Below are 14,319 nucleotides of genomic sequence, written 5' to 3'. Positions count from 1 at the left end.
GCATCCGGCAGGGCGGTCGCTCGGGTCAGTGCTTGCCGATGGGGTCGCCCTCGACATCCGGGCCGACGCCCGGGCCGACGCGGAACTCGAAGTCGCCGTCGTACTTCTCGTGGCCTGCCATGACGGCCATTTCGACGGCCTCGGAACCCATCTGCTCACGCACGATCACCGGGTCACGGCGCAGGTCGCGCATGAGGGCGACGCACATGAAGGTCATCACGACGACGAACGGCGCCGCCGCGAGGATGGTGAGGTTCTGCAGACCTGTCAGCGCGTCGCCCGAGCCGCTGCCGACGAGCAGCATGATCGCGGCCACCGCACCAGTGACGACACCCCAGAACACCACCACCAGGCGGCCGGGTTCGAGCGCGCCCTTCTGCGAGAGCGTGCCCATGACGATCGACGCCGCGTCGGCACCCGAGACGAAGAAGATGCCGACGAGGACCATCACCAGCAAGCTGGTCGCGGTGGCGATGGGGAACTGCTGCAGCACGTCGAAGAGCTGGCCCTCGGGGGTCGCCTCCTTGCCGAGCTTGCCCTCCTCCTGCAACTTCATCGCCGAGCCGCCGAAGATCGCGAACCAGACCAGGCTGACCGTGCTGGGCACGAGGATGACGCCGCCGACGAACTGCCGGATGGTCCGGCCCCGGCTGATCCGGGCGATGAACATGCCGACGAACGGCGTCCAGGAGATCCACCACGCCCAGTAGAAGACGGTCCAGCTGCCCAGCCAGTCCGCGACACCCTCCCCGCCGCTGGCCTCCGTACGGCCGGCCAGCTGGGGCAGATCGCCGAGGTAGGCGAAGACAGACGTCGGCAGCAGGTCGAGGACGATGATGGTCGGTCCCGCCACGAACACGAACAGGGTGAGGATCAGCGCCAGCACCATGTTGGTGTTGGACAGCCACTGGATGCCCTTCTCCACACCGGAGATCGCGGAAGCGACGAAGGCCAGGGTCAGCACCGCGATGATCGTGACGAGCAGCCCGGTGCTCACCTTGTCCATCCACTTCAGCTCCTGCACACCGGAGCCGATCTGAAGGGCGCCGAGCCCCAGCGAGGCGGCGGAGCCGAAGATGGTCGCGACGATCGCGAGGATGTCGATGACGCGGCCGGCGGCACCGTTCGCGTGCTTCTTGCCGATGAGCGGGGTGAAGACGGCGCTGATGGTCTGGCGGCGCCGCCTGCGGAAGGTGCTGTAGGCGATGGCGAGGCCCACCACGGCGTAGATCGCCCAGGGATGGAGCGTCCAGTGGAACAGGGTGGTGGCCATGGCCGTCTCCATGCGTTCGCCGGAGTCGGCCGGGTCGGTGCCCGGCGGAGGCGTCGAGTAGTGCGACAGCGGCTCGCTCACGCCGTAGAACATCAGGCCGATGCCCATGCCCGCGCTGAACATCATCGCGACCCAGGACACCGTGCGGAACTCGGGCTCCTCACCCTCCGCACCGAGGTGGATACGGCCGTAGCGGCTGATCGCGAGCCAGAGGGCGAACACGACGAAGCCGGAGGCGGCGAGCATGAACGCCCAGCCGCCGTTGTGCATCAGGCCGCTGAGCATGCTGGTGGAGACGGATTCGAGCGAGTCGGTCGCCGTGGCACCCCAGATCACGAAGGCGACCGTGAGCGCCGCCGTGACACCGAAGACGATCCGGTCGGTCTGGGGCGTCTCCTGACCGGGGAGGCCCGCTTCCGATCCCGGCAGCACGCCTCCCTTATGGGGGTCGTTCTCGCTTGGTCGGTCGTGTGTCACAGGCGGCACCTTTCATTGAAACGTAGGAGGACCGTAAGTCCTCCGTAACGCCCCTACCACGTGTGGCGCAAATTCATCCTCCTCAACATTGCGTTTCGGACTCGGCTGCCGTGAGGTGGTACGTGGCTCGCTCGTCGAGCAGCAACGGGACGAGCGCCCGCAGGGGCTGGCGCAGGGGGACGAGAACGCCCTCCGCGTCCCGTCGTACGCGCACGCCGTGCAGCGCGAGTTCGTCGCCGACCTCGGCGAACTGCGCGGCGGTGAGCCGGTAGCCGCAGGGCGGGTTCTGGATCACCTCGGCGGGTTCGGGCGTGTCGTTGTCGGCGCCGCCGACGTAGACCGGGCCGGTGGCCGTGTAGCCGGCGAGCCGGGCCTTGGCCGTCGTCGCCTCGATGCGGCCCCGGCGCTGATCGGTGTACCCGAACAGGCCCTTGAGAGCGTCCAGTTGGGAGGTGGCCCGGCGCCGGTTGTTCAGCGCCTCGTCCGCCTTCTCCGCTTCGGTGAGCGGGTCCACACGACTCTCGATGAGCAGTCCGACCGAATGCTTTACACCGGACATATTGCGCAAAATGCGCTCCTGCCCGTCTCCGGCCACCTGCTTGACCGGTTCGCCGGTTTCGGGGTCGGTCCAGATGCCGTAGGTGCCGGTCGAGTGGCCGGCCCGCTGCGCCGCGGGACGGACGTAGACCTCGGAGAGGGTCTGCGCCTCGTCGTGGACCGCGTCATGGGTGTTGAGGTTGCGCGGCCACAGATCGAAGAGCGCTTTGTCGTAGTACTGGGGCGTTGCGCCGTATTCGTGCAGGTCGTAGATGATGTCGGGGCGCTGGTCCCGGATGAGCGCTGCCAGGGCGCGGCCCTCGGCGGTCTGCAGGGCGAGGTGGTCGCGGTTGATGTCGACGCCGTCGCTGTTGCCGCGGGTGTTCGCGGCCCGGCCGTCGGGGTTGGCCGTGGGCACGACGAGGACGGTGGTGCGGTCCAGGAAGCGCCGGGTGCGGCTGTCACGGGCGTGGGCGAGGTCACGGACGGTGGTCAGGCAGGCTTCGCGGCCGGAGGGTTCGTCGCCGTGCTGGCTGCACACGAGGAGCACCTTGTTCGGGCTCGGACTTGTGCCGATCCGGACGAGCTGGAGCGGGCGGTCCTGCTTCGTCGTACCGAAGCGGGTCATGGAGACCCGGCTGCTCGACCGGTCGACGGCCTTGAGGAAGTCCTGCTCCTCGGGCTGGGTGGTCCAGCGGGCGCCGTCGGTCCGCTCGAAGCCGGTACGCGGCGGGGAGTCGGTGGCCGTGGCCGCCTGGGCGGGGACGGCGACCAGGGATGCGGCGAGGGCGGCGGTCAGGGTCAGGGCGCGGACGCGGTTCACTGGGTTCCCTCCGGGACGCGGTGGGTGGTGCGCGGTTCCCGTACGCCGTTCAGGAGCGCGGCGACGGGCGTCGTGAGCGCGGCACCCGCGGTGGCGCGGGCGAAGGCGGCGGGTCCGCCGACGAACGGCACGTCGGCCGAGGTGCGGGAGAGGTCCAGCGCCAGCTTCGGCTTGTCGGCGGGCGGGTCGATGAGGCCCTTGTCGGTGCCTGCGACGATCAGCGCCAGGCGGTGGCCCTTCGGGACGACGTGGTCGGTCGCCGCCAGGTCGAGGGTGATCGTGTACCGCTTGCCCGGGGTGAGCGGGGAGCCCTTCCCGTCCGAGGCGTGGTTGCCGAGGTCGGCCCAGCCGCGGCTGACGACCGTGTAGTCGACGTCGGCGGTCTTGGCCTTCGCCTCCTTGAAGCAGGAGCTGTCGCCGGCGGTGCTCGCGCCCCAGCAGGTGCGGTTCGCGAGGGTGGTGATGCCCTCGCCGGCGTCGGCGTAGTCGCGGATGGTGTCGGGGCCGATGTCCACGAGGACGGCGGAGAGATGGGCCGTCGGGGTGGAGGGCGTCGCGGTGACGGTGACCTCGGAGGAGCCGGACAGGCGCAGGTCGCGGGTGAGGGGCCCGGTAGCGAAACCGGCCTTCTCCGGGGTCGACTTGTCGATCTGAGCGGCCCAGTCGGTCTCGCTCAGCTTCGGGTCGTCGGTGAAGGTCTCGGTGCCGTGGCCGCGGTGCGGACCGAGGGTGCCGACGCCGGGCTGGGTGCCCCGGTCGGGACGCAGGGTGGTGGCCCGGGTACCGGTCGGCGGCCAGACCTTGGAGGTGCTCCACTGGTCGGGACGGCGTTCGATGTCGGCCATGGGCTCGCGGTCGATGCCGTTGTCGTAGCCCATGAGTTCGTGGTCGAACCAGCGGTGCAGGGTGTCGACCCAGGTGGCGCGGCGGAAGTCGAAGGGGTCGACGTGGCCGGTCTGGGAGAGCCAGATCTTGCGCTCGACGCCGTGCTTCGCGAGGGCGTCCCACCACTGGCCGACGTGCTTCATGCGCACGTTGAGGTCCTGCATGCCGTGGATCAGGAAGACGCTGGCCCTGACCTTCTTCGCGTGCTTCACGTAGTCGCGCTCGGTCCACAGCGGGGTCAAGTCGCCGGTGCGCGGGGCCCCGTCGACGAGCTTCTGCTGCACGGCACCGCACTTCTCGCGGGCGTCGGGGCTGTTGACGTAGTCGGACAGCCACTCGGGGCCGGAGTCGTAGAGCGGGGCGCCCTGCTGGAAGTAGTAGTCGTACCAGGAGGAGATGGCGCTGATCGGGACGATGGTCTTCAGGCCCTTGACGCCGGTGGCGGCGACGCCGTTGGCGATGGTGCCGTCCCAGCTCTTGCCGATCATTCCGGTGCGGCCGTTGGTCCAGGCGGCCTTGGCGCGGGCGGTGCCGGTGCGGGTCGTGTACGCCTTGGCGCGGCCGTTCAGCCAGTCGACGACGGCCTTCGCGGACTGGATGTCGGAGCGGCCGCCGACGTCGTCGCAGCCGTCGGAGCGGTTGGTTCCGGCCAGGTCGACGCCGACGAAGGCGTAGCCGCGGGGCACGAAGTAGTTGTCGTAGTACAGCGGCATCTGGACGACGTCGCCGTTCGCGTCGTACGTCTTGCGCTGGCTCTCGTTGCCGCGCCCGCAGCAGGAGTAGTACGGGCTGGCGTCCATGATCACGGGAATCTTGCGGCCCTGCCGGGCGGGTTCGCGGGGGCGGACGATGTCGACGGCGACCCGGTCGGCCTTTCCGTCGCCGTCGCCGTCGAGTCCGGTGTCCACCCAGACGGCCTCGCGGATGGCCTTCTCGTACGAGTAGACGGGTTCGCTCCCGCGCGGGGCGGCCTGTGCCGCGGCCGGGGTGAGCAGTGTGGCCAAGAGGGCGGCCGTGGCCGCCGTCGCGAGCGGTCTCCAGGTCGTGAAGCGCGTGCGTTTCGGCATGCGCCGGACGCTACATCGGTGAACTCCTGTTCAGAAGAGGGCAGCTGACGGACCGGCGTGTCCCGGAGGGGCCCGGGGGACGGGTGCCTCATGTCGGCCGAATGGCGATCGTGTGACAGCAGGGACCATGGACATGACTAGTGACACAGGGAGTCAATAGGCTCCGGACAGCTTTCGGGACCTACGACTTGGAGCCTTGCGTGCACCGCAGAATCATCGCGCCGGGAGCCCTGGCAGCGGCCGTTCTCCTGCTGGCGATCCCGGCATCGGCCGCGCCCCACTCCCCCGGCGCGCCGGGTATCGGTGACCCCTACTACCCGGCCTACGGGAACGGCGGCTACGACGTCTCCCACTACGACCTCCGGCTGAAGTACCAACCGGCCACGGACGAGCTGGAGGGCACCGCGACCCTCGTGGCCCGCACCACGCAGGAGCTGTCGAGCTTCAACCTGGACTTCCTGCTGGACGTCGGCGAGGTGCGCGTCAACGGGGCGAAGGCCTCGTTCAAGACGTCGGGCGAGCACGAGCTGGAGATCACGCCGAAGACGCCGCTGGCCAAGGGCGCGCCCGTCACGGTCCTCGTCCGCTACCGCGGCGTGCCGTCGTCGAAGCAGGCCTACGGCTTCACGAACTGGCACCGCACTCCGGACGGCGGTGTCGCGGCGAACGAGCCCGAGGCCGCGGCGTGGTGGTTCCCGGGCAACGACCACCCGCTCGACAAGGCCACCTACGACGTGTCCGTGCTGGTCCCGGACGGCACGCAGGCCATCTCCAACGGCACGCTCCAGTCGACGAGTTCACGCCTCGGCTGGACTCGTTATAACTGGCGCTCGAACAAGCCGCAGGCCACGTACCTCGCCACGCTCGCGGTCGGGAAGTTCGACATCACGACCGGCACGACCGAGAGCGGCATTCCGGTCCTCAACGCCTACAGCAAGGACCTGGGCGACCACGCCGGCGCGGCGCGGGCGAGCATCGAACGGACCGGGGAGATCGCGGACTGGCTGGCCGGGTACTTCGGGCCGTACCCCTACAACGCGCTCGGCGGCTACGTACCGAACACCACCACGGGGTACGCGCTGGAGACGCAGACCCGGCCGTACTACAGCCCGCGGCAGTTCGCGAACGGGTCGAACGTGTCCCTCGTCGTCCATGAGATCGCCCACCAGTGGTACGGGGACGACGTGTCCCTCAAGGGCTGGAAGGACATCTGGATCAACGAGGGGTTCGCGCGGTACGCGCAGTGGCTGTGGTCCGAGCACGAGGGCGAGGGCACGGCGCAGGAACTCGCCGACCACGTGTACGCCTCGCATCCGGCGGACGACTCGTTCTGGACGGTGAAGCCCGGGGACCCGGGTCCGGAGAACCAGTTCGACGCGGCGGTCTACGACCGGGGCGCGCTGGCCGTCCAGGCGCTGCGCAACGAGATCGGTGACGAGGCGTTCTTCGCGATCCTCAAGGGCTGGCCGCAGAAGTACGCCCATGGCAACGCGTCGGTCGCCGACTTCCGGCGCTACGCCGAGGAGGTGTCCGGGAAGCCCCTGGCCGCGCTCTTCGACACGTGGCTGTTCCAGGCGTCCAAGCCGACGTCGGCGGCGGCCCGGACCGCGTCCGTCGCGAAGGCCGGCGGGACGGTGTCACAGCCGAGGTCGTGGAAGAAGATCGCCGCGACCGACGGGGCGCACGAGCACGGGGAGCACGGGAGCGGCGGGCACGTGCGCTGACGCGCCCTCTCCCGCACGGCGGTCTACGGTGGGCCCATGCGCGTGAGGCGTATGGGCCCGGGCAGCGCGTCGGCCGGCGGGTGAAGGGAGCCGGGCGTGCGGGATGTGGCGATCATCGAGGCGCCGTCCGTGCTGGGGCTGCGGCCGACCGGGGTCGAGGAACTGCCGGAGGCGCTGCTCGGGGCCGGACTGGCCGAGGGGCTGGGCGCGCTGCGGGCGGGCCGGGTGGAGCCGCCCGCGTACGACCCGGAGCGGGATGCGGACACCCGGGTTCTCAACCCGGACGGCATCGCGGCGTACTCCGTCGCGTTGGCCGATGCCGTCTCCGCTGTCCTCGACGACGGCCGTTTCCCGGTGGTGCTGGGCGGCGACTGCAGCGTGCTCCTCGGCAACCTGCTCGCGCTGCGCCGCCGGGGCAGGCACGGGCTGCTCTTCCTCGACGGGCACACCGACTTCTACCAGCCGTCGGCGGAACCCGCCGGTGAGGTGGCCTCCATGGAACTCGCCCTGGCCACCGGGCGCGGCCCGCGGGTCCTGGCCGACCTGGAGGGCCGAGGGCCTCTGGTGCGGGACGAGGACGTCGTCGCCCTGGGGTTCCGGGACACGGAGGAGTCAGCGGCGTACGGCATGCAGCCCCTGCCGTCCGCACTGCACGCGCTGGAGCTCGACACCGTGCGTGCCCTGGGGGCGGCCGAGGCGGCCAGGCGCGCGGCCGGGCTGCTGACCGGCGACGGGACGGGCGCCGGGTACTGGATCCATCTCGACGTCGACGTGCTGGACGACGCGGTCATGCCCGCCGTCGACTACCGGCAATCGGGCGGACTGACCTGGCAGGAGCTGGAGACCGTCCTGCGCACGGCACTGTCCGACGGCGGAGCCGTGGGCCTCGACGTCGCGATCTTCAACCCCCGGCTGGATCCCGACGGGTCGATCGCAAAACGCCTCAGCGACTGTTTGGTGCACGCGTTCGACACGGACGGCCGGTGGCGTCACCCCGGGCCTGCCTGACCCCCGGCATGACGCCACCGTGGACAGGGCCACCGACCATGGCCCCGTTCTGCTACTTCGTGAGCTGCGACAGCTCCTGGTCGGCCGTCGCGGACACCCTGCGGCGGACGGCGAACCAGCCCGCGACCAGCATGGCCGCGATCAGCGGGACGAGCAGGAGTGTCCTGCGGCCGACCTCGGGGTCGTTCCACATCATGCCGAGGCAGGCCAGCAGGAAGACGATCGTGGTGATCTCCGTGACCGGGCTGCCGGGGAGACGGAAGGAGGGGCGGTCGACCAGGCCCGCCTTGGCGCGGCGGACGAAGACCAGGTGGCAGATCATGATGATCACCCAGGTGCTGATGATGCCGAGGGAGGCGACGTTCAGCACGATCTCGAAGGCCTGGGCCGGCACCAGGTAGTTCAGGCCGACGCCGAGCACACACACCGCGCAGGTCAGCAGGATGCCGCCGTAGGGGACCTGGCTGCGGTTCATGCGGGCGGTGAACTTCGGCGCGGAACCGGCCATCGCCATGGAGCGCAGGATGCGGCCCGTGGAGTAAAGGCCCGAGTTCAGCGAGGACATGGCGGCCGTCAGGACGACCAGGTTCATCACGTCGCCGGCCGCGGGGATGCCGATCTTCGACAGGACCGTGACGAAGGGGCTCTGGTCGGCCGAGTAGACCGAGCCGGGCAGCAGCAGGGCCAGCAGGACGACGGAGCCCACGTAGAAGAGCCCGACCCGCCACATGATCGAGTTCACCGCGCGCGGGACGACCTTCTCCGGCTCGGCGGTCTCACCCGCGGCGACACCGACCAGCTCCAGCGCGGCGTACGCGAAGATCACGCCCTGCATGACCAGGACGACGGGCATCATGCCGTGCGGGAAGACGCCGCCGTTCTCCGTGATCACGCTCATGCCGGGCGTCTGGCCGCCCACCTTGTGCTGCGTGGCGAGCAGGAAGATGCCGATGAACATGAAGCCGACGAGCGTGGCGACCTTGATGATCGAGAACCAGAACTCCATCTCGCCGAAGATCTTCACCGAGATCAGGTTCACGGCCAGCACGACCGCGAGGGCGGCCAGCGCGAGCACCCACTGCGGGATGTCGGTGAACAGGCTCCAGTAGTGCGTGTAGAGCGCGATCGCGGTGATGTCGGCGATGCCGGTGGTCGACCAGTTCAGGAAGTACATCCAGCCGGCGACGTAGGCGCCCTTCTCGCCGAGGAACTCGCGCGCGTACGACACGAAGGAGCCCGAGGAGGGGCGGTAGAGCACGAGTTCGCCGAGGGCCTTCACGACGAAGAAGGCGAAGACGCCGCACACCAGGTAGGCGATCGCCAGCGCCGGGCCCGCGTTGTGCAGCCGCCCGCCCGCGCCCAGGAAGAGTCCGGTGCCGATCGCGCCGCCGATGGCGATCATGTTGACGTGGCGGGCCTTGAGGTCCTTGCTGTAGCCGGCGTCACCCGCGTCCGCGGGCACCTGGGCCGCGTCGCTGCGGGATGCGGCTGCTGCCGTGTTCACGGCGTCCTTGCTCACGGTGGATCCACTTCTCTGGTGCGCCCGAGCGGGTCACGCTCGGCTGTCCTGACGTACGTAAGGTCTGCGCCCTCTGTAAAGGCACAGACCGAGGGGCCACCTTCCCCCGCCCAGCGCGACTCACGCGGTGTCATACGTCACAGAGCGCTACTTCTCACAGCACCGTCACGTCGGTCGCCCGAGGTTTCACAGCACTGGTGAGACAGCGATACTGCTGCACATGACGACCGACACCGAGGAGCCGACCCTCACGATCGACGAACTGGCCGCCCGGGCCGGTGTCACGGTGCGCACGGTCCGCTTCTACGGCACGAAGGGACTGCTGCCGCCCCCGGTGCTCGGCCCCCGGCGGGTGGGGCACTACGGGCGGGAGCATCTGGCCCTGCTGGCACTGATCGAGGAGTTGCAGCGGCAGGGCATGACGCTGTCGGGCATCGAGCGCTACCTGCGGCAACTGCCGCCGGATCTGAGCCCGCACGACCTCGCCATCCACCGGGCCGTGGTGGCCTCCTGGGCGCCGGACACCGTCGAGACGGTCACGCTCGGGGAGCTGGAGCGGCGGGCCGGGCGGCCGCTCGGCGCCGAGGACGTCGAGCGGCTGGTCGCGATGGGCGTGGTCAGGCCCGGGGACGACGGGTACGAAGCCGACCTCGGTCTGCTCCGGCTGGGCGTCGGGCTGCTGGACGTGCCGCTCTCCCAGGAGGCGATCTTCGCGGCGCGCAAGGTCCTCATCGAACACACGCGCGCCGCGGCCCGTGAACTCTCCCAGCTCTTCCGGGGCGAGGTGGCGGAGCGTGACGCCCGGGACGTGCGGTCCCTGTCGGCACACATGCACCCCCTGGTGGTGCAGGCGCTCCTCACGGCCTTTCAGCGGTCGCTGAAGGAAGAGCTGGGCGAGTGGCTCACGGAGCCTTCGGAAGAGTCAGCCCCGGGCTGAGTCGCTGAACCGCTCCCCCTTCTCCGCCTTGTCCACCAGCAGCGCGGGCGGTGTGAACCGGTCGCCGTAGCGCTCGGCGAGTTCACGCGCGCGTGCCACGAACCCGGGCAGGCCCCCCTCGTAGCCGTTGATGTACTGGAGCACGCCGCCGGTCCAGCCCGGGAAGCCGATGCCGAAGATCGAGCCGATGTTGGCGTCGGCGACCGAGGTCAGCACCCCCTCCTCCAGCAGCCGGACGGTATCCAGCGCCTCGGAGAAGAGCATGCGCTCGCGCATGTCCTCGAACGGGATCTGATACCCGGACTTGGTGTAGTGCTCGCGCAGGCCCGGCCACAGCCCGGCGCGCTTGCCGTCGTCGCCGTAGTCGTAGAAGCCGGCGCCGCCGCTGCGGCCCGTGCGGCCGAACTCGTCGACCATGCGGTCGATGACGGCCTCGGCGGGGTGGGCCGTCCAGGTGCCGCCCGCCTCCTCCACGGCGCGCTTCGTCTCGCCCCGGATCTTGCGGGGCAGCGTCAGCGTCAGCTCGTCCATCAGGGACAGCACCTTGGCCGGGTAGCCGGCCTGGGCGGCGGCCTGCTCGACCGACGCGGGCTCGATGCCCTCGCCGACCATGGCGACGCCCTCGTTGATGAAGTGCCCGATGACGCGGGAGGTGAAGAAACCGCGCGAGTCGTTGACGACGATCGGGGTCTTGTTGATCTGCCGGACCAGGTCGAAGGCGCGGGCCAGGGCCTCCTCGCCCGTGCGCTCGCCCTTGATGATCTCGACGAGCGGCATCTTGTCGACCGGCGAGAAGAAGTGCAGTCCGATGAAGTCGGTCTGGCGCTCGACGCCCTCGGCGAGTGCGGTGATGGGGAGGGTGGAGGTGTTGGAGCACAGCAGGGCGTCGGGCGCCACGACGTTCTGGATCTCCTGGAACACCTTGTGCTTGAGGGAGGTGTCCTCGAAGACGGCCTCGATGACGGCGTCACAGCCGGCCAGGTCCTGCGCCTCGGCGGTGGGCGTGATCCGGGCGAGCAGCGCGTCCGCCTTCTCCTGGGTCGTACGGCCCTTGGAGACGGCCTTGGCGCACAGCTTCTCGGAGTAGTCCTTGCCCTTGAGGGCCGCCTCCAGGGAGACGTCCTTCAGGACGACGTCGATGCCGGCGCGGGCACAGGAGTAGGCGATGCCCGCGCCCATCATGCCGGCGCCGAGGACGGCGACCTTGCGGACCTTGGTGGGCTCGACGTCCTTGGGGCGGTTGGCGCCGGAGTTGACGGCCTGGAGGTCGAAGAAGAACGCCTGGATCATGTTCTTCGAGGTCTGCCCGGCCGCGAGGTCCACGAAGTAGCGGGCCTCGATGACCTGGGCGGTCTCGAAGTCGACCTGGGAGCCCTCGACGGCGGCGGCGAGGATGTTGCGCGGCGCCGGGTAGGGGGCGCCGCCCGTCTGCTTGCGCAGATTCGCCGGGAAGGCGGGCAGGTTCGCGGCGAACTTGGGGTTGGCGGGCGTGCCGCCCGGGATCCGGTAGCCCGGCTTGTCCCAGGGCTGCTGCGACTGCGGGTTGGCGTCGATGAAGGCGCGGGCCTTGGCGAGCAGTTCCTCCTGGGTCGCGGCGACGTCGTCGACGAGCCCGTTCTCCTGCGCGCGGCGCGGGCTGTACTGGGTGCCCTGGAGGAGGACCTTCAGCAGGGCGTCGGCGATGCCGAGCAGACGGACGGTGCGGACGACGCCGCCGCCTCCGGGGAGCAGGCCGAGGGTGACCTCGGGGCAGCCGATCTTCGAGCCGGGGGCGTCGAGCGCGACGCGGTGGTGGCAGGCCAGGGCGATCTCGTAACCGCCGCCGAGGGCCGCGCCGTTGAGCGCGGCGACGACCGGCTTGCCGAGGGTCTCGATGCGGCGCAGGTTCCGCTTGATCGCCATGCCGCCGTCGAACAGCTCCTGGGCCGTCTCGGGGGTGACGCGGATCAGGTCGCGCAGGTCGCCGCCGGCGAAGAAGGTCTTCTTGGCGGAGGTGATGATGACGCCCCGGATGGAGTCCTTCTCGGCCTCCAGGCGGTCGGTGACGGCGGCGAGCGAGTCGCGGAACGCCTGGTTCATGGTGTTCGCCGACTGGTTCGGGTCGTCGATGACGAGGGTGACGAGGCCGGTGCGGTCCTGTTCCCAGCGGATGGTCGTGGACTCAGTGCTCATGGGGATGTGCTCCGTAGTGATCCGTTGGGAGGTGGTCAGATGCGCTCGACGATCGTGGCGACGCCCATGCCGCCGCCCACGCACAGCGTGGCGAGGCCGTAGCGCTTGTCCTGGCGCTCCAGTTCGTCGACGAGCGTGCCGAGGATCATCGCGCCGGTCGCGCCGAGGGGGTGGCCCAGCGCGATCGCGCCGCCGTTGACGTTGACCTTGTCCAGGGACAGGCCCATGTCCTTCACGAAGCGCAGCACGACCGCCGCGAACGCCTCGTTGATCTCGACGAGGTCGATGTCGTCGATGGTCAGTCCGGCCTTGGCGAGGGCCTTGCGGGTGGCGGGGGCGGGCCCGGTGAGCATGATCGTGGGCTCGGAGCCGGAGACGGCGGCGGAGACGATCCGCGCACGCGGCGTGAGGCCGTAGCGCTCGCCGACCTCCTTGGAGCCGATCGCGACGAGCGAGGCGCCGTCCACGATGCCGGAGGAGTTGCCCGCGTGGTGGACGTGGTCGATCTTCTCCACCCAGTGGTACTGCTGGAGCGCGACCGCGTCGAAGCCGCCGAGTTCGCCGATGTCGGCGAAGGAGGGCTTGAGCTTGGCGAGGGAGTCGGCGGTGGTGCCAGGGCGCGGGAATTCGTCGTGGTCGAGGACGACGAGGCCGCTGCGGTCCTTCACCGGGACGACGGACCGCTCGAAGCGGCCGTCCTTCGTGGCGGTGGCCGCGCGCTCCTGGGAGAGGGCCGCGTACTCGTCGACGTCCCGCCGGGAGAAGCCCTCGATGGTGGCGATGAGGTCGGCGCCGATGCCCTGCGGCACGAAGTTCACGTCGAGGTTGGTCATCGGGTCGTTGAACCAGGCGCCTCCGTCGGAGGCCATCGGCACCCGGGACATCGACTCGACGCCGCCCGCGAGGACGAGGTCCTCCCAGCCCGAACGCACCTTGGCCGCGGCCAGGTTGACGGCCTCCAGGCCCGAGGCACAGAAGCGGTTCTCCTGCACACCGGCCACCGTGTCGGGCAGGCCCGCCGCGATGGCGGCGATCCGGGCGATGTCCGAGCCCTGGTCGCCGACCGGGCCGACGACGCCGAGCACGATGTCGTCGACGGCGGCCGGGTCCAGGCCGGGGAAGCGGGCGCGGATCTCGTGGATGAGTCCGACGACCAGGTCGATGGGCTTGGTTCCGTGCAGGGAGCCGTTGGCCTTGCCGCGCCCGCGCGGGGTGCGGATCGCGTCGTACACGTACGCTTCGGTGCTCACGAGGGGGCCTTTCACTGAGGGTTGCGGAACGCTGGGAGGAGCCCGGGGACGTCCCAGTCCCGGGCGACGTCCGCCGTGTCGGCGCCCGGCCGCGCCGGGCCGGTGCGGACGGAGGTCGGCGTCGCGGAGAAACGGGGGGCCGGGGCGGGCTGGGTGATGCCGCCGTGGTCGGTGAAGGTGCCGCGGGCGGCGAGGTGCGGGTGGTGCGGGGCCTCGCGCAGCGACAGGACGGGCGCCACGCACGCGTCGGAGCCCTCGAAGACGGCCGTCCACTCGTCCCTCGTCCGGGTCTTGAAGCGGACCGCGATCTGTTCGCGCAGTTCGCCCCACCGGGTGACGTCCTTGCGGGCCGCGGCCTGGTCCTCGATGCCGAGGAGGGCCAGGAACTCCTCGTAGAACTGCGGCTCCAGCGCGCCGACGGCCATGTGCAGGCCGTCGGCCGTCTCGTACGTCCCGTAGTACGGGCAGCCGCCGTCCAGGAGGTTCGCGCCGCGGCGGTCCTGCCAGCCGCCCGCGGCGAGCATGCCGTGGATCATCGTGGCGAGGTGGGCGGTGCCGTCGACGATCGCGGCGTCGACGACCTGGCCGGTGCCCGTCGCGCGCGCGTGGTTCAGGGCTGCCAGGACGCCTACGACGAGGTACAGGGA

The 14,319-nt window shown here is 70.3% G+C and carries 10 protein-coding genes; 3 read left to right on the top strand and 7 right to left on the bottom strand.

Annotated features, from left to right (window positions below; translation table 11 throughout):
- Positions 1–25 precede the first annotated feature (25 nt).
- From ACFTZL_RS27715 to ACFTZL_RS27705, 3 genes are all read right to left on the bottom strand, one after another.
- Positions 26–1,705, bottom strand: coding sequence for a BCCT family transporter (locus ACFTZL_RS27715; RefSeq protein WP_382588017.1), 1,680 nt, complete (start codon positions 1,703–1,705; stop codon positions 26–28).
- A gap of 127 nt (positions 1,706–1,832) precedes the next feature.
- Positions 1,833–3,110 carry a M14 family metallocarboxypeptidase gene (locus tag ACFTZL_RS27710; protein ID WP_382588015.1) on the bottom strand — a complete coding sequence of 426 codons (1,278 nt, stop codon included), beginning with the start codon at positions 3,108–3,110 and terminating at the stop codon, positions 1,833–1,835.
- Positions 3,107–5,062 carry a Xaa-Pro dipeptidyl-peptidase gene (locus ACFTZL_RS27705; protein ID WP_382588013.1) on the bottom strand — a complete coding sequence of 652 codons (1,956 nt, stop codon included), beginning with the start codon at positions 5,060–5,062 and terminating at the stop codon, positions 3,107–3,109. Before ACFTZL_RS27705 ends, ACFTZL_RS27710 begins: the two co-directional genes overlap by 4 nt.
- Positions 5,063–5,262: 200 nt before the next feature.
- Here ACFTZL_RS27705 and ACFTZL_RS27700 point away from each other — a divergent pair, with 200 nt between their 5' ends.
- Positions 5,263–6,786, top strand: coding sequence for a M1 family metallopeptidase (locus ACFTZL_RS27700; protein ID WP_382588011.1), 1,524 nt, complete (start codon positions 5,263–5,265; stop codon positions 6,784–6,786).
- A gap of 96 nt (positions 6,787–6,882) precedes the next feature.
- A complete protein-coding gene (locus tag ACFTZL_RS27695; protein WP_382588009.1) occupies positions 6,883–7,794 on the top strand; it encodes an arginase family protein in 912 nt (303 codons plus the stop codon).
- A gap of 52 nt (positions 7,795–7,846) precedes the next feature.
- Here ACFTZL_RS27695 and ACFTZL_RS27690 read toward each other — a convergent pair whose 3' ends face one another.
- Positions 7,847–9,313, bottom strand: coding sequence for an amino acid permease (locus tag ACFTZL_RS27690; RefSeq protein ID WP_382588007.1), 1,467 nt, complete (start codon positions 9,311–9,313; stop codon positions 7,847–7,849).
- 220 nt (positions 9,314–9,533) lie between these two features.
- On the opposite strand from ACFTZL_RS27690, the gene ACFTZL_RS27685 reads away from it, so the two are divergent.
- Entirely contained in the window at positions 9,534–10,250 is a 717-nt protein-coding gene (locus ACFTZL_RS27685; RefSeq protein WP_382588005.1) for a MerR family transcriptional regulator, read from the top strand.
- Here the strand turns inward: ACFTZL_RS27685 and ACFTZL_RS27680 are convergent.
- From ACFTZL_RS27680 to ACFTZL_RS27670, 3 genes are all read right to left on the bottom strand, one after another.
- Complete coding sequence (locus tag ACFTZL_RS27680) at positions 10,236–12,422, bottom strand: 3-hydroxyacyl-CoA dehydrogenase NAD-binding domain-containing protein (protein ID WP_382588003.1); 2,187 nt, start codon at positions 12,420–12,422, stop codon at positions 10,236–10,238. The genes ACFTZL_RS27685 and ACFTZL_RS27680 overlap by 15 nt on opposite strands.
- Positions 12,423–12,457: 35 nt before the next feature.
- Positions 12,458–13,672: an acetyl-CoA C-acetyltransferase gene (locus ACFTZL_RS27675; RefSeq protein WP_189726037.1), complete on the bottom strand. Its 1,215-nt coding sequence runs from the start codon at positions 13,670–13,672 to the stop codon at positions 12,458–12,460.
- Between the two features lie 11 nt (positions 13,673–13,683).
- Positions 13,684–14,319, bottom strand: a 636-nt coding sequence (locus ACFTZL_RS27670; protein WP_382588001.1) for a CoA transferase, incomplete at its 5' end; no start/stop codon positions are given.

It is taken from the genome of Streptomyces sp. NPDC056948 (assembly GCF_042674225.1).
GTDB classification, from domain to species: Bacteria; Actinomycetota; Actinomycetes; order Streptomycetales; family Streptomycetaceae; genus Streptomyces; species Streptomyces purpurascens.
The sequence above is the reverse complement of the archived record's forward strand: the minus strand, read 5'-3'. Positions and strand labels throughout refer to the sequence as shown.